The sequence below is a fragment of the Pseudomonas sp. MDT1-17 genome, from assembly GCF_054898105.1.
The window spans coordinates 4,672,272-4,689,880 of record NZ_JBUBVM010000001.1 but is presented as its reverse complement, the minus strand read 5'-3'; the positions used below and the strand labels follow the sequence as shown (position 1 = coordinate 4,689,880).

Genomic DNA, 17,609 nt, shown 5'->3' with positions numbered 1-17,609 from the left:
TTGATCTGTGTACGCCTCGGTCCAATGTGGGAGCGAGCCTGCTCGCGAAGCTCTTAAATTTTTGAAGGCAACAAACGTTCTAGCTTGGATAAAGCCTGCTTCATGGCTGACACAGGTAGGGCAATGACGATTTCTCGACGATGGTTCATGGCAGGCCTGGCGCTGACCGGCGCCGCCGTGCCCGCGGCTTTTTATGGGCATCGTGAATGGACGAAACCGGATCCGACGATCACCCCCGGCGAAGCTTCGTTCGATGTCGCGGATGTCGCCGGCCAGCACTTGGCGAACACCTTGCGGGGTGTCTGGCAGGTTCGTTTCGAAGGTCGTGATGCCGGCATCGAAGGCCTGCCACGGGACGGACTGGAAGTGTTTCTCGACATCAGTCACAAAGGTCGCGGCTTGAGCGGCTTCCTCGACACCGCCGAACGTTTGCGTTCGAGCGATGCGCCGCGTTATCGGGTGCTCGGCGACCTGGCCGGCGCCAAACCGGCGCAATTGAGCTGGCGACTGCTCAGCGCCAGCGGCTCGGCGGATTATGAATTCAGCATGGCGCTGGACGAAGTCTGGGCCGGTTTCGGCAATGCTGGCAGCGGCACCCTCAGTGGTCGCGTATTGAATCTGGATCGTCCGCTGATGTTGACGACGCAGGACAATCGCTTCATCGCCGTCAAGCGCGTGTTCCCCGAAGCCCGCGAGCGCTCGGGTCTCAATCCGACACTGCTGGCCTGGCTGATTTCGCCCGAGCATCGACTGTTTCACCAGCTCTGGCATGCCTCCCGGGACAAATGGCACACGCTGTCCGAAGACAAGCGCGCAGCCCTGCGCGGCGTTGGCTGGCAGCCTGGCCCGCGCGACACGGAGCGTGATGCCCGTGGTTCGCGCAAGGATCGCAACGGCTCGGGTGTGGATTTTTTCTTCATGCACCGTCATATGCTCGGCAAGGCGCGCTCGATGCAGGATTTGCCGTCCTGGTCGCACTTCCCATTGCCACAGCCGGAGCTGGCGCGGGATCGTTTCGGGTTCGCCGCTTATTTCGACAACCACGACGGCACTTCGCTGCCGCCTACCTGGCTGGCCGACGACGATGCTGAGTACTCGCAATGGGTCAGCGACATCAAGACCGCCGAGACCTACCACAGCAACTTCCAGGTCTGGGAGTCGCAGTACCGCGATCCGCGTTATCTGTCGAAGTTGACCCTGGGTCAGTTCGGTTCAGAGGTGGAGTTGGGGCTGCACGACTGGCTGCACATGCGCTGGGCCTCGGTGCCGCGCGATCCATCCAATGGCCAGCCCGTGCCGTTTGCCCGGGATCCGGCGGACTTCTCCGCGCGCTGGTATGCACCGGAAAACGACTTCCTCGGCGACCCGTTTTCGTCCCACGTCAACCCGGTGTTCTGGCACTTCCATGGCTGGATCGATGATCGTCTGGAAGACTGGTTCCGTGCGCACGAGCGTTTTCATCCGGGGGAGCTCAGTCGGCTTGAGGTGAATGGCGTGCCCTGGTTTGCGCCCGGCCGTTGGGTCGAGATCGACGACCCGTGGCTCGGCCCGAGCACTCATGGTTGCAGCACCACGCCGGGGTTGCAGACCGGCAAGTCGGTTGAGATTGACCCGGAAACCATGAAGCTGGCGTTGCGGATTACCTTTGGTGATGACGAGAAGAAATTGGCGGATTTGTTTCGCAAGGTTCCGCAGCGGCCTTGGTATGCGCGGCATTTGAAGGCCAAAGCCTAGATCAAAAGATCGCAGCCTTCGGCAGCTCCTACAGGTGTACGTCATACCAATGTAGGAGCTGCCGAAGGCTGCGATCTTTTGATTTTTAGAGTGTCTGCCACCCACCACCCAACGCCTTGTACAACGCAATACTCGCCTGCAACCGTGACAACCGCAGCTGCACATTCAAGTCCTGCGCCGCATACAGCGTGCGCTGTGTCTCCAGCACCGTCAACAAATCCTCGGCACCGGCCTGATAACGACGCTGCGCAACGTTGAACGCCGTCTGCGCCTGGTTCAGTTCTTCACTTTGCCACTGCCGCTGTTCGTCCAGTCCGCGAATGCTGTTGAGGGATTTTTCCACATCGGCGAAGCCATTGATGATCGCCCCGCGATACGTCTCCAGCAGTTCTTCCTGGCGAGCCGTGGCCTTGTCGCGCTCGGCACTCAGGCGACCCTTGTTGAAGACCGGCGCGAGCAATCCGGCGGTCAGGTTGTAAAAGGGGTTGCGCAGGATGTCGGCGGTGCGGTCGGCACCGGAGCCGATGTCTGCGCTCAGGGTCACGGCTGGCAGCAGGGCGGCGCGAGCGACGGTGACGTTGGCCTGTGCGGCGGCCAGTTGTGCTTCGGCGCGGGCGATGTCCGGTCGACGGCTGATCAGTTCACTGGGCACACCGGCCGCGATGGTTGGCCATGACAGTTGATCAAAGCGTTCCTCACCCAGGCTCAGTTCCTGAACGGGTCGACCGAGCAGGACGGCGAGGCTGATCTTCGCGTCCTGAGCCTGTTGCTGCACCAGCGGCAATTGTCGTTGTTGTGCGGCGACCAGACTCTTCTGTTGCGCCAGTTCCAGCGCCGTCGCGGAGCCTGAGTCGAAACGCGTCTGCACCAGTTTCAAAACGTTCTGCGCGTTCGCCAGGTTCAACTCGGCGATGCGACTTTGCTCACGTAACGACAGGGTTTGCGCGTAGCTGTTGGCGACGCCACTGAGCAGCGTCAACGCCACCGTCGCCTGATCGAATTCACTGGCCTGCAGCCCGAATTGCGCACTGTCGCGGGACGCGCGTTGCCCGCCCCAGAAATCGATTTCGTAACTGGCACTGAGGTTGGCGTCGAAGTAATCCACCGCCTTGTTGCTGCTGTCGGCATCCAGTTGGCTGTAGCCGTTGCCGCGCAGTAACTTCTGGCGATTGGCGTTGAGGGCGGCCGTAACTTCAGGCAGCAACGTGCCGCCGGCAATCACCGTGTCGGCCTGAGCCTGGCGCACCCGGGCGATGGCGGCGGCCAGATCGTAACTGCCAACCCGGGCCTGTTCGATCAGGCGATCAAGCTCTTGGCTGCCAAACTGCGTCCACCATTGCAGGTTACTGCGGGTGGCGCTTTCGGTGTGCGGCGATTGCCAGGAGGCGGGCGGCTGAATGCCGCTGTCCGGGCGCTGGGCGGGACTGCCACAGGCGCCGAGCAACAGGCAGAGGGTCAGCAAACTCAGTTGCGGCTTCATGGAGAGATCATTCACTGGTAAGGGCCGTGACCGGGTCGAGTCGGGCAGCTTTGCGGGCCGGCATGAAGCCGAAGACAACACCGGTGACCAGGGCGCAGCCGAAGGCGCCGAGCACCGCTATCAAGGAGAACGCGACGGCGACTTCGCTGAGGATCAGCACGCCGCCGACGATCAGCGCCAGGGCGATCCCGGCGAGCCCGCCAACCACCGAAAGCATCACCGCTTCCGTCAGAAACTGCCGGAGGATGTCGCGCTGGCGGGCGCCGGTGGCCATGCGGATGCCGATTTCGCGGGTGCGTTCGCGCACGGTCATGAGCATGATGTTCATCACGCCGATCCCGCCCACCAGCAACGAAATCGCGGCAATCGAGCCGAGCATCAGCGACAGGGTATTTTGCGTGCGCGCTTCGGCCTGAATCATTGCCGCGTTGTTGGTCAGTTCGAAATCCTTTTTGCCTTTGTGCAGGCGCAGCATCAATTGTTCGATGGCTTTTTCAGTCTCCTTGACCTTGCGCGCATCGGCCGCGGCGATGGCCACGTATTCGGGATTGTGGGTGCCGAACAGCCGCACACTTGCAGCGGAATAGGGAATGGCAATGCGGTCGTCGCTGTCGGAGTCGCCCGAGCTGGCGCCTTTTTCCGCGAGCACGCCGACCACCTGGAATGGCACGTTCTCAATCAGGATGTACTGGCCGATCGGGTTGGCGACATCCTTGAGCAACTTGGTGCGCACCTTGTGGCCAATCACCGCGACCGCGGCCGCGTTGCGTTCATCTTCCTGGGTGAAATAGCTGCCTTCCACCACCGGCCAGTTGAAGATCGCCGGGAAATTTGTGTCGTTGCCGCCGACGTAACTCAAGTGGTCGAGGTTGCCGAAACGCACCCCGGCCTCCTGGCCATTGACCGGCATGATCCGCATCACCTGCGGCAAACTCGCCACCGCTGCGACGTCATCCAGGGTGACGATGCCCAACGCTGTTCGCGGGTTTGGCGACGAGCCGCTGAGGTAAATGATGTTGGAACCGAACGCGCCCATTTGCGCCATCACCTGGCGCTTGCTGCCTTCACCCACCGCCAGCATCACCACCACCGACGCGACGCCGATGATGATCCCGAGCAGGGTCAGCGCGGTGCGAAAGCGGTTGATCCACATCACCCGCCAGGCGGCTTGCACCGCATCCACCAATTCGCCTTTCCAGGCCCCGGTGGCTTCGGCGCCCTCGGTGAGGCGCTTGCGTAAGTCCACCGCTTGCAGGGCGCCGGGGTTGGCTGAGGTCTGTGCTTTAGGGTTGTCTGCGGCGCTGTCGCTGATGATCAGCCCGTCGCGAATTTCGATGATGCGTTTGGCCCGGGCCGCGACTTCGCGGTCATGGGTGATGAGGATCACCACGTGGCCCTGGCCCGCCAGTTCATCGAGCAGGGTCATCACCTCGGCGCCGCTGTGGCTGTCGAGTGCGCCGGTGGGTTCGTCGGCGAGGATGATGTGGCCGCCGTTCATCAAGGCGCGGGCGATGGACACCCGTTGTTGCTGGCCGCCGGAGAGCTGGTGCGGACGATTGCCGGTGCGTGAAGCCAGGCCGAGACGGTCGAGCAGGGCGGCTGCGCGGGCGTGGCGTTCGGCGCCCGGAGTGCCGGCGTAGATGGCCGGCATTTCGACGTTTTCCTGGGCCGAGCCGGACGGGATCAGGTGATAACCCTGGAACACAAAACCGAAGGCTTCGCGACGCAGCCAGGCCAGCTCGTCGCTGTCGAGTGCGGCGACGTTTTCCCCGGCGAAGCGGTATTCGCCCGACGTCGGGCGGTCGAGGCAGCCGAGGATGTTCATCAATGTCGACTTGCCGGAGCCGGAAGCACCGACAATCGCCACGAACTCCCCGGCATGGATCGACAGGTCGATACCGCGCAGTACGTGAACTTCAGGTGAATCGCCACCGCCGTAGGCTTTGCGGATGTCCTGCAGGTCAATCAGAGGCGTCTGCATTCAGCCGCCACTCCCGTCGGCCGGGCCGATCAACAGGTGATCGCCCTCCTGCAAGCCATCGAGGATTTGCACCCGCAGGCGATCGCTGATGCCGGTGCGCACGTCGCGCTGCTCGATGCGGCCGTTTTTGGCGACGACTTGTGCGGTCTGATTGTCCGTTCCAGTGCCGGCTTGCAGGGCCGCGATGGGGACGGTGAGGACGTTGTTCGCCTGCTCGGCGACGAAGAAGACTTGCGTGGTCATTTCCGCCATCAGTGCGTTGTCGGCGTTATCGACGTCGAGCAACACGGTGTACAGCACCACGCGAGCGCTGCCGCTTTTGCTCGAACTGGCGGGGCTGCCGCCACCCTGGCTGGTCTGGTCCAGCGGCTTGGGCGGCACCGGCAGAATCTGCCGCACGGTACTGTTCCAGCGACGGTTGCCGCCGCTGAGCGTGGTGAACCAAGCCGTCATGCCCGGTTTGACGTGACCGATGTCCGCTTCCGACACCTCGGCCCAGACGGTCATCGGCGACAACCTGGCGATGCGCAGAATCAGTGGCGTTTGTTGTTGGGCGTTGAGGGTCTGGCCTTCCCGGGCGTCAAATGCAACGACGGTTCCGCTCATGGGCGCATAGATGAGGGTGTAACCCAGTTCCGCCTGATCGCTGCGCAGGCTGGCCTGGGCCTGGCGGATCTGCGCCTGGAACATGTCGATACGGGCCTGGGTGGCGCGCAGTTCGGCCTGGGCGGTCTGCACATCTTCTTCACGGGTGGCGCCACCGGCCTTGAGGTTCTGCTGACGCTGGAATTTCTGTCGGGCGAGGTCGTGCTGCGCCCGTTGTTCCTGCAGCTGTGCCTTGAGGTTTTCGATGGAGAAACGCCCGGCATCGAGTTTGGCCTGTTGCATGGAGGGATCGATTTCCACCAGCAACTGGCCTTCCTTGACGGTGTCACCGACTTCCACGTGGATCTTGTGGATCTGCCCCGACGCTTGGGCGCCCACGTCGACATAGCGTCGAGGTTGCAGAGTGCCCAGCGCGGTGACGCTGCTTTCGATGTCGGCGCGGGTGACCTGAACGGTGGCGAACTGGTCGCGGCCGGGCGGGATGATCTGCCAGGCGGCCACGGCGATAACGGGGATCAGACAAAGTGCTACAAGCAGGGCGCGTCGGGTCTGTCGGGGACGTTTCATGCAGGGTTCCGGACAATGGATATCGGCCCGTCGCTCGGCCTGCGCCCAAAATTGGGCAACAGCAGAGCGCTGTCGGGGGGCCGACAGAGACGGGGAGCTGTTTTGTAAACGAGGAACGTACCGGGGAATTTAGGCGCGAACACATCGCGTAACACGTGTAGGAGCTGCCGCAGGCTGCGATCTTTTGATCTTTAGCGCGTCCATGTACGCCGAAGATCAAAAGATCGCAGCCTTCGGCAGCTCCTACTATTTGTCGGGCAAGGTGAAGCAACACTTTAAATCTATATGAGAATTACTATAAATTACGCACCTCGAACTGCCACTATCGTGCCACTGCCTATTTCGGCGGTCGTCGATCTGGCTCAAGGACAGAAACCGCACCCCTGCGGCCGGGAGTCATGTTGGAAAACTACTATCGCGAGCTGGTGTGTTTTTTGAACGCCAGGCTGGGCAACCGTCAGGTGGCCGAAGATGTGGTGCATGACGCTTATCTGCGGGTACTGGAGCGTTCCAGCGACACACCGATCGAGCAGCCTCGGGCGTTCCTGTATCGCACTGCGCTCAATCTGGTGATCGACGACCATCGGCGCAATGCCCTGCGTCAGGTCGAATCGCTGGAAGTGCTCGACAACGAAGAGCGCTACTTCACGCCATCCCCCCATCACAGCCTCGATCACGGCCAACGCCTGGAGATGCTCCAGCGTGCATTGGCGGAATTGCCCCGGTTGTGCCGCGAGAGTTTCCTGTTGCGCAAGATCGATGGCCTGTCGCACCCGGAAATTGCTGAGCACCTCGGTATCTCGCGCGCGCTGGTGGAGAAGCACATCGTCAATGCGATGAAGCATTGCCGCGTGCGGATGCGGCAGTGGGACGCCCACTGATCTCTTCTCTCTAAATTTTTTTTCATTGTCCTCGTTCCTACTCAACAGAAGACCTGCTGTCCTGCATCAGGTCACTTAGGTTTATTCCCCTTGTTGAGGGGTTCATCCAGAGGACACTGGAAATGACACAGGCAATTGCATCGCCCATCGTTCACGACCTGATCGGCGTCGGTTTCGGCCCTTCGAACCTGGCGCTGGCCATCGCTCTGCAAGAGCGCGGGCCGAGTCAGGGCGAGTTGGATGTTCTGTTTCTCGACAAGCAAGCCGACTACCGCTGGCACGGCAACACCCTGGTGACCCAGAGCGAGTTGCAGATCTCCTTCCTCAAGGACCTGGTGACCCTGCGCAATCCGACCAGCCCTTACTCGTTCGTCAACTACCTCAAGTACCACGGGCGTCTGGTGGACTTCATCAACCTGGGCACCTTTTATCCGTGCCGCATGGAGTACAACGATTACCTGCGCTGGGTCGCCGGGCAATTTGCCGAACAGAGCCGTTACGGCGAAGAAGTACTGACCATCGAGCCGGTGCTGCACAACCAGCAGGTCGAAGCACTGCGGGTGATCTCGCGCGATACACAAGGTCAGCAGCACGTTCGCACCGCCCGTTCGGTGGTGGTCAGCGCCGGCGGTACACCGCGAATTCCCGAAGCGTTCAAGGTGCTCAAGGGTGACAGCCGCGTCTTCCACCACTCCCAGTACCTGGCGCAGATGGCCAAGCAACCGTGCGTGAACAACCAGCCGATGAGCATCGCGATCATCGGCGGCGGGCAAAGTGCGGCGGAAGCCTTTATTGATTTGAACGACAGTTTCCCGTCGGTGCAGGTGGACATGATCCTGCGCGGCTCGGCCCTGAAGCCGGCGGACGATAGCCCGTTCGTTAACGAAGTGTTCTCGCCGGAATTTACTGACCTGGTGTTCCAGCAGGTGAGCAGCGAGCGCGAGCGACTGGTCAACGAGTACCACAACACCAACTATTCGGTGGTGGACATCGACCTGATCGAACGCATCTACGGCATCTTCTATCGTCAGAAAGTGTCGGGCATTGCGCGCCACGCGTTCCGCACCCTGACCACTATCGAAAAAGCAACCGCCACCGAGCGCGGTATCGAGTTGGCCGTACGCAACAACGTCACGGGTGAAGTCACGGTCCGTCATTACGACGCCGTGGTGTTGGCCACCGGTTACGAGCGCCAGATGCACCGCAAACTGCTGGCGCCGCTGGAGCAGTACCTGGGTGATTTCGAAGTTGATCGCAACTACAAACTGATCACTGACGAGCGCTGCAAGGCTGGCATTTATATGCAGGGCTTCTGCCAGGCGAGCCATGGTTTGAGCGACACGCTGTTGTCGATCCTGCCGATCCGCGCTGATGAGATTGCCGGTTCGTTGTATGACCATGGCAAGGCACGTGGGCAGGGTCGGTCGGTGATGGATTTGTTGTTGGCTACTGCCAGCTGATATCGAGTTGCTGCGGAAAAGATCGCAGCCTGCGGCAGCTCCTACAGGGTGTACGCCATCCAATGTAGGAGCTGCCGCAGGCTGCGATCTTTTGATTTTTGGGCCGATCCTGAACCCTTCCTGAAGAACCCCGCGATTCCCCCATCCCACGGCCCGGCATCGTTTACTCTCCAGAAGTCGGGGCGTAAGCTTCGCGCGTTTTCAATCAATAGCGGAGACCCACAGTGGGTACTTGTTCGAGTGACAGTAGTCGGCCGGTTTCGATAACCGGCACCTTCCCGGCAAGATAACGCGCAGCCTTTTGTGCCGTTGTCTCGCCAAAAAGCGAGCAGCGGCATCCCGAACGCGGCCAGTCCTGGCCAGATTCCCGACGTCCTCTCATCGACGCTGAACCGTGCGTGATGTTCGACTTTTTTGTCGTCGTCGCGGCGCATGAGCGACGCCGAACTGGCGGTGGCGGTGGAGACCACCAATGTCTTCGCCAAACTCACGCCGTCGCACAAGGAGCGCATCGTCCGATTGCTCAAGGGCAATGGTCATGTGGTCGGCTTCATGGGTGACGGCATCAACGACGCGCCGGCCCTGCGCACCGCCGACATCGGTATTTCAGTGGACAGCGCCGTGGACATCGCCAAGGAAGCGGCCGACATCATCCTTCTGGAAAAGAGCCTGATGGTGCTCGAAGAGGGCGTGCTGGAAGGGCGCCGGACCTTCGCCAACATGCTGAAGTACATCAAAATGACCGCCAGTTCGAACTTCGGCAACGTGTTTTCGGTGCTGGTGGCCAGCGCGTTCATTCCGTTCCTGCCGATGCACCTGCTGGTGCAGAACCTGCTTTATGACATTTCACAGATCGCCATCCCGTTCGATAACGTCGATGAAGACATGCTGAAAAAACCACAGCGCTGGCAGCCGGCGCACGTCGGTCGTTTCATGCTGTTTTTCGGCCCGATCAGCTCGATCTTCGACATCACCACATTTGCCCTGATGTGGTACGTGTTCGACGCCAATACTCCGGATCACCAGACCCTGTTCCAGTCCGGCTGGTTCGTGGTCGGGCTGCTGACCCAGACCCTGATCGTGCACATGATCCGCACGCCAAAGATTCCGTTTCTGCAAAGCCGCGCGGCGATGCCTCTGATGGTGATGACCGGAGTCATCATGGCCGTGGGTATCTTCCTGCCGATGGGGCCATTGGCGCACTACTTCAAATTGCAGGCGTTGCCATCGCTGTACTTTGCGTTTTTGCCGATGATTTTGCTGGCGTACATGGCACTGACCCAAGCGGTGAAAGGCTTCTACATTCGCCGGTTTGGCTGGCAGTAATGCTGCCAAATGTAGGAGCTGCCGAAGGCTGCGATCTTTTGATCTTGATCTTTGCGCAAATTGCCGAGAAGCCAGATCAAAAGATCGCAGCCTGCGGCAGCTCCTACAGAAGTACCCAGTTCTCCGGACGAAGTTGCGGTTTTTAGGAAAGGTCCTACAGAAAACGCGACAGGTCTTCCGTAGCCTTGCGCCCTCACGAATCCGACACCTTCCTGGGGGCCCCTGTTGTCGAACAAAGCCTTACGTATCCTGATCGCCGACGAGCTGCATTTTCACCGCATGAAGGTTGAGCGACTGTTCAATCAACTCGACTACTACCGGATAGCACCGGTGCACAGCCTGGAAGAACTATTGACCCTGGTCGAATACGATTGCGAGCCATTTGATCTGGTGGTCATCAACGCATCGCTGGCGGGTGGAGCGTTGAACCTGCTCGATTTCTTCCTCGATAACCAACAGGTTCATCGCGCCTTGATTTATGACGGCCAGCAGGCACAGTTGCCGCCTATTCCTGCGTGCGTTCAACAGACCGTTCAGGTGAGCCATGCGACGCTGCCTGATCTGGCGTCCATCCAGCGGATGATGGCGATCATCGATCCTTGTCTACCGTTCGTCGGCACTGTCATTTCTGTCAGGTAGTAGCGTCCGGATTTCCATGCAAAAGTCTTTGCGCAGCCGGTGCGTTAACCGGGCCGGGCTTATGGGCATTGATTTATCAATCGTCGTGTTTTTTGCGCAGGAAGTTGCCATGAAGTCAGAGCCGTCAGTACTGGTTGGAGACGATCATCCTGTGGTCCGTGCCGCGGTCAAAATCGTATTGAAAGAAGAAGGCTTCAAACACATATACGAAGCGTCCGGCGGTGACGAGGTTTTATCGATTGTCCGGGATCGTTCACCCGATCTGGTGGTGCTGGATCTGGTGATGCCCGGTGGCGACGGGCTGGATGTACTGGCGCGGATCAAGGCCAGTGAGGTGCCGTGCCGAGTACTGGTCTTCACGGCGCAGGAACCTATGATTTATCAGGATCGGTGCATGCGCGCCGGTGCCGCGGCGTATGTCGCCAAGACCAATGATTTGCAGCATTTGCACAAAGCGGTTCACGCCGTGATGGCCGGTTATACCTATTTCGCCCAGCTTCCCGGCACGTCGGTGGCGCTGAACACGTTGCAACTCAGCGAAAAACAGATGATCGACACTCTTTCCGACCGCGAACTCGCGATCTTTCAACATCTGGCCCGAGGCACGAGCAACAAGGTGATCGCCGACATCATGCACCTGAGCCACAAGACCGTCAGTACCTACAAGACCCGATTGATTGAAAAACTCAACGTGGAAGCGTCTGTACACTTGAGGGATTTTGCCAAGCGTAATCATCTGATCTGAGTGAGCCTGATCATGCGCAATTGTTTGTGGGCTCTGTTGCTGCCCTGTGTATTGGGAGCACCGGTGATGGCGGCCGATGAACCACAGCTTTTGCATGTGCTGGGGCGTTCCACGGTGGAGGGCTATCAGGTCCAGCTGGATGAAAGGGACTGGCAGTGGCTGCGAGGCAAACGAGTCTTGCGCCTCGGGGTGTCCGGGCCAGACTACCCGCCGTTCGAGATCACACGTAACGTTGATGAGCTGGAAGGCATCACCGCGGACTATGCGGCGCTGTTGGCGCAACTGCTGCACGTGAAAATCGAGGTGCTTCGTTATCGCACACGCGAGGCGGCCATGGATGCGCTCAAACGCGATGATCTGGACCTGCTCGGCACGTCCAACAATTTCGAGGCGGCCGATCCCGAGCTGACCCGATCCGCTGCTTATGCTGAAGATCAGCCAATGCTGGTCACGCGACTGGACGAACAGGTGCCCGCCGATCTTGCGAAGAAGCGAATCGCCATGGTCGATGACTATCTGCAGGCGCAGACCGTCGAAGCCTACTATCCCGAGGCCAGCCTGCAACGTTATCCCTCGGCGCGCGAAGCGCTCGGGGCGGTGGCGTTCGGGCAGGATGATGTGTACCTCGGGGACTTCATCAGCGCCAACTACCTCATCAACAACAACTACCCCAATGACGTTCACCTGGTGGGGCCTTCCGGCCTTGACGCCAACCCGTTCGGCTTTGCCCTCGCCCGGGGCAACCCGAGCCTGAAGCGCATTGTCGACGAGGCTCTGGCGGCGATTCCCATGGATCAGCGCTTGGCCATCGAGCAGCGCTGGAGCGCTGGCAGGGCCAATATGACAGGCCTGCAGCGAGTGAGTCTGAGCGCCAATGAACGACGCTGGCTGGATCGGCATCCGACAGTGACCGTCGCAGTTGTCGAGAACTTTGCACCGCTGAGTTTCTATGATGCCCAAGGCCGGTTCAGCGGACTGACGGCGCAGTTGCTGACCTTGATCAGCCAGCGCAGCGGTTTGAACTTCAATGTGCAGCGGGGGAACTCCCTCGATCAGCAGGTCCACCAACTCAAGGCCGGCAAGATCGACGTGTTACCTGTGGTCACGCCCAGTATCGAACGCGAAGTCGAACTGCATTTCACTCGGGCCTACTTGAACAATCCGTTTGTACTGGTCAGTGCGACCACCCCGGGAAGCCCCAGGACCCTGGATGACATGGCCGGTAAACGCCTGGCGATTTATCGCGGTCATCCGTTGTTCGGGTTCATTCGCGCTCGGGCGCCAACTGTACGTCTGGTGGAAGTGCAGAGTCCGGAGCAGGGTATGGAATGGGTGATGAAGGGCCAGGCCGACGGGGCAGTCAGCTCAATGATCGTGGCTCGGTATCTGATTACCCGGCAATACCGCGAGCGTCTGCGGATCAGCAGTACCGTGGGTGATGAACCCGCGCGCATCGCCCTGGCCACCGACCGGGGTGCTCTGGAATTGCACTCGATTCTGAACAAGGCACTGCTGAGCATTTCGCCCCAGGAGATGGACGAACTGGTCGCCCGTTGGAGCAATGACGTGGTGGTGGATGACAGCTATTGGCTGCGTCATCGCGAAGGAATTCTGCAGGCATTTGCTGCGGCCGGCGCCTTGCTGTTGCTCGCACTGGTGTGGATTGCCTGGCAGCGTCGGCAGATCCGTCAACGCCAACAATTGCTCGGGCAATTGCAGGACGCCAAGAACGCCGCCGACGATGCCAACCGCGCCAAAACCACCTTTCTGGCGACCATGAGCCATGAAATCCGCACGCCGATGAATGCCCTGATCGGCATGCTCGAATTGGCGCTGAAGCGAGCGGAGGAGGGCGTCACTGACCGCTCTGCCATTGAGGTGGCGTCCGATGCCGCGCAGCAATTACTGGCGTTGATCGGCGACATCCTGGATATCGCCCGCATTGAATCCGGGCATTTGTCGTTGACCCCGGCGCGAGCGAATCTGCGGGCACTCGTGGCGTCGGTGTGCCAGGTGTTCGAAGGCCTGGCACGGCAGAAGAATGTGCAGTGGCGGGTCGAATTGGGCGAGCACAGCGACTGTGACGTGTTGGTCGACCCCACGCGCCTCAAGCAAGTGCTGTCCAATCTGCTGAGCAATGCGATCAAGTTCACCCGTGAAGGTGAGGTGAGCCTGACGCTGCAAGTGGACCCGGGTTTGCCGGGACATCTGACAGTCAGTGTGCGCATTGAGGACAGCGGCATCGGTATCAGTCTGGCCGATCAGCAGCGATTGTTCAGCCCGTTCGTGCAGGCCGGCAACAGCCAGCAGTCAGGTCGAAACGGGTCCGGCCTGGGACTGGTCATCAGCCGCTCTCTATGCGAAATGATGGGTGGCCGATTGCAGCTCGACAGCGTCCTCGGACTGGGTACGCAGGTCAAAATCAGCCTTGATCTGATTGCGTTGCCACCCTTGACCTGCAGTGAGTCGGTGGATAGCGGTTTGCAGGTGCTCACCCGGTCGCTGACGATTCTGGTGGTCGACGATTACCCGGCCAATCGACTGTTGCTCTCACGCCAGCTGAGCTATCTGGGGCATCGTGTGCTGGAGGTGGAGAATGGCGAGGGTGGTCTGGCGCAGTGGCGCGAACATGAGCTCGATTTGGTCATCACCGACTGCAATATGCCAGTGGTCAGTGGTTATGAGCTGGCAGGTGCGATACGCGATGAAGAGCGCGCCCATGGATTACCGCCGACCCTGATTCTGGGATTTACCGCCAATGCACAACCCGAGGAGAAGGTCCGCTGCCTGGAGGCGGGCATGGATGACTGCTTGTTCAAACCCATTCGGCTGGCGGATTTGCGTGCCTGGCTGGCGTCCCGATTTGTAAGTGAGCCGCCAGCGCCGGTTGAAGAGCGATCAACGTCCGAGATCGACTTGACCGGCCTGGAGCTATACGTCGGTGAAGACCGGACGCTGATCAATCAATTGTTGCGCGAACTGGCCGAGACCAATCGCTACGATCGCGATGATCTGCTTGCCGCGCACGTCAGTGGTAATCGCCACCGTCTGCAAGACCTGGTGCACCGCATCAAGGGGGGCGCGCGCATCGTCCGTGCAGAACGTTTGATCGAGTGTTGCGAACATCTGGAACGTGCCTGCGCCGAAGGGCGCGCGGCGTTGATCGACGAGGCCGTCGATCAATTGCAGCACGCCATGGCACGCCTGGATCAGAGCCTCAAGCGAGACTGACGCTTAATCCCAGTGTGGCGCGATGCCTTTGGGGCTGGTCAGTCGATGGCCGCGATCAAGACCGGCGATCAGCATAAGGCCCAGAGGTTGACTCAAGAAGCGCCTAAGGTTGTGCAGAAGAAGAGTTTTTTGCAGTGGCTGCGCAAGCGAGCGTAGGGGCTCGAAGGTCTCGGGCGCGGGTGCAATCGAGTGAGCCGTCAGCAGGCGCCTGGCGAATAAGCTGTTCGCTGACCAACGTACGATCATGGCTGTTCCAGTAGTCGAACGGCGCATGTTGCCAAACCATGCCAACGGGGCCGGCGATCAACAGCAAGGCTAGATAAGCCAGGGTGTGTCGGCGACTCAGCGGTTTTTTGTGCGCCGACTGTAGCGCTGCGAACCGGGCGCGGCCATGTCCGTGAATCTGGGAGAGCAGAAAGGCTTCGCGCGCCTGTTCCGGCATTTCCCACAACAAGGACTCCAGGTGCCAACGCGCTTCGGAATTCGGCGAAGTAGTAGGTGGCAAAGGCATTTCGGATGAGGACGACATGGGCAGGAGGTACTCGTTTCCGGCATCCTGGCCGCGCTATCAAGAATGAGTCGCATTCTAGTGGTGTCGGTGGCGTGATGGTAATTACCCATATGGACTATTTTTTTGCCCGCCCATTGGCATCCTCAACTTCCCAATAATTGGCTATTTGCTGCAGGTCAGTGCGCGATTAACGTAGCTCCACACCTTTTGTGACTGGAGCCACCATGCAACCGCGTATCGATTTCTACACTGCTTCCCCTGACGCACTCAAAGCCATGATCGCGTTGGAAACCGCTGTGTCGAAGCTGCCTCTGGAAAAGTCATTGATTGAGCTCGTCAAGCTGCGCGCTTCCCAGATCAACGGCTGCGCCTTCTGCATCGACATGCACACCGCCGATGCCCGCAAGGGTGGTGAAACCGAACGTCGGCTGTACGCAGTGTCGGTCTGGCGTGAAACGCCGTTCTTCACCCCGCGTGAACGTGCGGCGCTGGCCTGGACCGAATCCCTCACGCTGCTGAGCCAGACCCATGCCCCGGACGAAGATTACGAACTGGTTTGCGCGCAGTTCACGCCCAAGGAAATGGTCGACCTGACCGTGGCGATATCCACCATCAATAGCTGGAATCGCCTGGCGGTTGGCTTCCGCAAAATGCCTCAGGAGTAACACTAACGGGTCAATGAGCATCCGCACTCGGCGCTGCCAATGGCGATATTTTGTGGCAAATGATTTCTGTTGCCGGTCGTCAGGTGCTTATTTGAGCCAGGCGCCAGGGGTGATGCCTGTCATGTCCTTAAAGAAGGCGATGAACGCGCTGTCACTGGCAAACCCCAGGTCGAAGGCGCTGTAGCCAATGTTCCGCCCGGTAGCGAGCAGTTCGATGGCGCCAGCCGCCATTGCTGATAGCCCATGCCGGTTTCACGCTGGAAGATTCGCCCGATGGTTCGGCCGCTGGCGCCGATCTGTTGTTCCAGGGCTTGAAGTTCCGGTGGCCGTTGCTCGAGCGTTGCGAGCAGCGGCGCCAGGCGTTTGTCCCAGGGCAATGGCAGTAGCATCGGTTGCTGCACGGCGTCGCGGATTTCGCTCAGGCACAGACCCAACAGATGAATGAATTTACCCTGCTGCCAATCGGTGTCGAAGTCGGCGACGGCTATCGGTTCCAACACCGCCCGCAGCAACGGGCTGACTTCAATCACACAGACCTGTTGCGGCAGCCCAGCGCACAACGACGGTGTCAGGTAAATCGATCGATAGTCGACGCTCTGCTGCATCACCGCGCGGTGGGCAACCCCAGGTGGAATCCACGCGGCGCGAGAGGGGGGCAGCAGGCACAACTGCTGCGCAAGGGTAATGCGCGTGCAGCCCTGACGGGTGAACAGCAACTGACCGCGTTCATGCTGATGCAGTCCGGAATCGTGATCACCCAAGATTGCGGCGATGCCGATGACCAACGCCGGGTAGCTATCGGGATCGAATTGCGTGTGGGCATCGAGCTTTTGGCGGTGCGGTGGGTTCGGTTGTGACGCAAACCGTGCTGCGCGACCGCTTCAAGGGGGCGGAACTGGCGCAGGTGTTTTCGATGATGGGCATCGCACTGGCGGCAAGCCCGGCGATTGGCCTGTTCACCGGGGCCAGCCTGGTGCAAGGCTTCGGCTATCGCGGCGTGTTGGGATGCCTGTTGCTGGTGTCCTCGGCGTTATGGCTGTGGTGCCTGCGAACCTTACCGGAAACCCGACCGCAGAATGTCACGACACCCGCTCTGTTCCAGACGCTGTGGAGAATGCTGCACGACCGCGATATCTGGCGTTCCACGCTCCTGGTGGCGTTATTCAATATTGCCCTGTTCAGCTATTACAGCCTCGGTCCCTTCATGTTTCAGCGATTGGATTTGAGTGCGCAGTTGTTCGGTTACAGCGGGATAATCCTGGCCTTGGGCTCCGGCCTTGGCGCCTGGCTCAACAAACGCCTGCTGCATCGAGGGCTCAATGGTTTGCAGTTGATCCGGCTGGCGGCAATTTTGGCATGGGTGGGAGGTGTCGGCGTTTGGCTGATGCAGGGCAGCGGTCTGTTCGTAATACCGATGCTGCTGGTGGTGCTGGCGTTTGGCATGGCGATCCCGAATATCCTCGGTTCGGCACTGGTCAATTATGGCGATCGCCTGGGCACGGCTGGCGCGTTGTTTGGTTTGCTGTATTACCTGCTGATTGGTTTTGGGTTGCAGCTTGCAGCGTGGGGGCAGGCGTTGGGTGAAACCTTGGTGGTGTGCGGCGCGTTGGCGTTGCTGCTGACAAGCAAGCAACGCCCTGTGGGATCGATGAAATGATGATTTTCTATTTCGCTCGCCGAGACCAAGGCGTAAGAAACATCCTGAAAAAATGCTTATGAACAAGGGCCTTTGCCACCTGTGCTAGCTTTATTGGCAGGTTTGAAGCGGGCGCAAAACGGGAAT

At 59.9% G+C, this 17,609-nt stretch carries 11 protein-coding genes and 3 pseudogenes; 9 read left to right on the top strand and 5 right to left on the bottom strand.

The features are described from left to right. Window positions 1-123 precede the first annotated feature (123 nt). Complete coding sequence (gene pvdP, locus ACYZTX_RS21835) at window positions 124-1,734, top strand: pyoverdine maturation tyrosinase PvdP (protein ID WP_462035800.1); 1,611 nt, start codon at window positions 124-126, stop codon at window positions 1,732-1,734. A gap of 85 nt (window positions 1,735-1,819) precedes the next feature. Here the strand turns inward: pvdP and ACYZTX_RS21830 are convergent, their stop codons facing one another. From ACYZTX_RS21830 to ACYZTX_RS21820, 3 genes are read right to left on the bottom strand one after another with little or no spacing between them, the layout of a single operon-like run. After that, window positions 1,820-3,214 (bottom strand): efflux transporter outer membrane subunit, encoded by a 1,395-nt coding sequence (locus ACYZTX_RS21830; protein ID WP_462035799.1) that lies wholly within the window; start codon window positions 3,212-3,214, stop codon window positions 1,820-1,822. Window positions 3,215-3,221: 7 nt separating this feature from the next. Beyond that, window positions 3,222-5,195: a MacB family efflux pump subunit gene (locus ACYZTX_RS21825; RefSeq protein WP_462035798.1), complete on the bottom strand. Its 1,974-nt coding sequence runs from the start codon at window positions 5,193-5,195 to the stop codon at window positions 3,222-3,224. Further along, entirely contained in the window at window positions 5,196-6,368 is a 1,173-nt protein-coding gene (locus tag ACYZTX_RS21820; RefSeq protein WP_462035797.1) for an efflux RND transporter periplasmic adaptor subunit, read from the bottom strand. Between the two features lie 398 nt (window positions 6,369-6,766). Here ACYZTX_RS21820 and ACYZTX_RS21815 point away from each other — a divergent pair, with 398 nt between their 5' ends. From ACYZTX_RS21815 to ACYZTX_RS21790, 6 genes and pseudogenes are all read left to right on the top strand, one after another. Beyond that, window positions 6,767-7,249 (top strand): sigma-70 family RNA polymerase sigma factor, encoded by a 483-nt coding sequence (locus ACYZTX_RS21815; protein ID WP_429510696.1) that lies wholly within the window; start codon window positions 6,767-6,769, stop codon window positions 7,247-7,249. Window positions 7,250-7,371: 122 nt separating this feature from the next. Continuing rightward, window positions 7,372-8,709, top strand: a complete 1,338-nt coding sequence (locus ACYZTX_RS21810) for a lysine N(6)-hydroxylase/L-ornithine N(5)-oxygenase family protein (RefSeq protein ID WP_462035796.1) — start codon at window positions 7,372-7,374, stop codon at window positions 8,707-8,709. Between the two features lie 429 nt (window positions 8,710-9,138). After that, a pseudogene (locus ACYZTX_RS21805) lies at window positions 9,139-10,035 on the top strand (HAD-IC family P-type ATPase); the annotation flags it as partial. Between the two features lie 225 nt (window positions 10,036-10,260). Further along, the gene (locus tag ACYZTX_RS21800; protein ID WP_462035795.1) at window positions 10,261-10,674 is read left to right on the top strand and encodes a response regulator; all 414 of its coding nucleotides are present in this window, start codon (window positions 10,261-10,263) and stop codon (window positions 10,672-10,674) included. A gap of 109 nt (window positions 10,675-10,783) precedes the next feature. Next, window positions 10,784-11,419 carry a response regulator gene (locus ACYZTX_RS21795; RefSeq protein ID WP_462035794.1) on the top strand — a complete coding sequence of 212 codons (636 nt, stop codon included), beginning with the start codon at window positions 10,784-10,786 and terminating at the stop codon, window positions 11,417-11,419. 12 nt (window positions 11,420-11,431) lie between these two features. Further along, a complete protein-coding gene (locus tag ACYZTX_RS21790) occupies window positions 11,432-14,650 on the top strand; it encodes a transporter substrate-binding domain-containing protein (protein WP_462035793.1) in 3,219 nt (1,072 codons plus the stop codon). Between the two features lie 103 nt (window positions 14,651-14,753). Here ACYZTX_RS21790 and ACYZTX_RS21785 read toward each other — a convergent pair whose 3' ends face one another. Then, window positions 14,754-15,179: a hypothetical protein gene (locus tag ACYZTX_RS21785; RefSeq protein WP_462035792.1), complete on the bottom strand. Its 426-nt coding sequence runs from the start codon at window positions 15,177-15,179 to the stop codon at window positions 14,754-14,756. A gap of 206 nt (window positions 15,180-15,385) precedes the next feature. Here ACYZTX_RS21785 and ACYZTX_RS21780 point away from each other — a divergent pair, with 206 nt between their 5' ends. Beyond that, window positions 15,386-15,826: a carboxymuconolactone decarboxylase family protein gene (locus ACYZTX_RS21780; protein WP_462035791.1), complete on the top strand. Its 441-nt coding sequence runs from the start codon at window positions 15,386-15,388 to the stop codon at window positions 15,824-15,826. Window positions 15,827-15,913: 87 nt separating this feature from the next. Here ACYZTX_RS21780 and ACYZTX_RS21775 read toward each other — a convergent pair. Continuing rightward, window positions 15,914-16,611: pseudogene (locus ACYZTX_RS21775) on the bottom strand (AraC family transcriptional regulator). A gap of 41 nt (window positions 16,612-16,652) precedes the next feature. Between ACYZTX_RS21775 and ACYZTX_RS21770 the strand changes: the two are divergent. Continuing rightward, window positions 16,653-17,483, top strand: a pseudogene (locus ACYZTX_RS21770) (MFS transporter); the annotation flags it as partial. Between the last annotated feature and the right edge of the window lie 126 nt (window positions 17,484-17,609).

Coding starts and splice junctions, on each gene's coding strand:
- ACYZTX_RS21780 (WP_462035791.1), top strand. CDS start 15,386: ATGCAACCGCGTATCGATTTCTACACTGCTTCCCCTGACGCACTCAAA.
- ACYZTX_RS21830 (WP_462035799.1), bottom strand. CDS start 3,214: ATGAAGCCGCAACTGAGTTTGCTGACCCTCTGCCTGTTGCTCGGCGCC.
- ACYZTX_RS21815 (WP_429510696.1), top strand. CDS start 6,767: ATGTTGGAAAACTACTATCGCGAGCTGGTGTGTTTTTTGAACGCCAGG.
- ACYZTX_RS21825 (WP_462035798.1), bottom strand. CDS start 5,195: ATGCAGACGCCTCTGATTGACCTGCAGGACATCCGCAAAGCCTACGGC.
- ACYZTX_RS21790 (WP_462035793.1), top strand. CDS start 11,432: ATGCGCAATTGTTTGTGGGCTCTGTTGCTGCCCTGTGTATTGGGAGCA.
- ACYZTX_RS21810 (WP_462035796.1), top strand. CDS start 7,372: ATGACACAGGCAATTGCATCGCCCATCGTTCACGACCTGATCGGCGTC.
- pvdP (WP_462035800.1), top strand. CDS start 124: ATGACGATTTCTCGACGATGGTTCATGGCAGGCCTGGCGCTGACCGGC.
- ACYZTX_RS21795 (WP_462035794.1), top strand. CDS start 10,784: ATGAAGTCAGAGCCGTCAGTACTGGTTGGAGACGATCATCCTGTGGTC.
- ACYZTX_RS21820 (WP_462035797.1), bottom strand. CDS start 6,368: ATGAAACGTCCCCGACAGACCCGACGCGCCCTGCTTGTAGCACTTTGT.
- ACYZTX_RS21785 (WP_462035792.1), bottom strand. CDS start 15,179: ATGTCGTCCTCATCCGAAATGCCTTTGCCACCTACTACTTCGCCGAAT.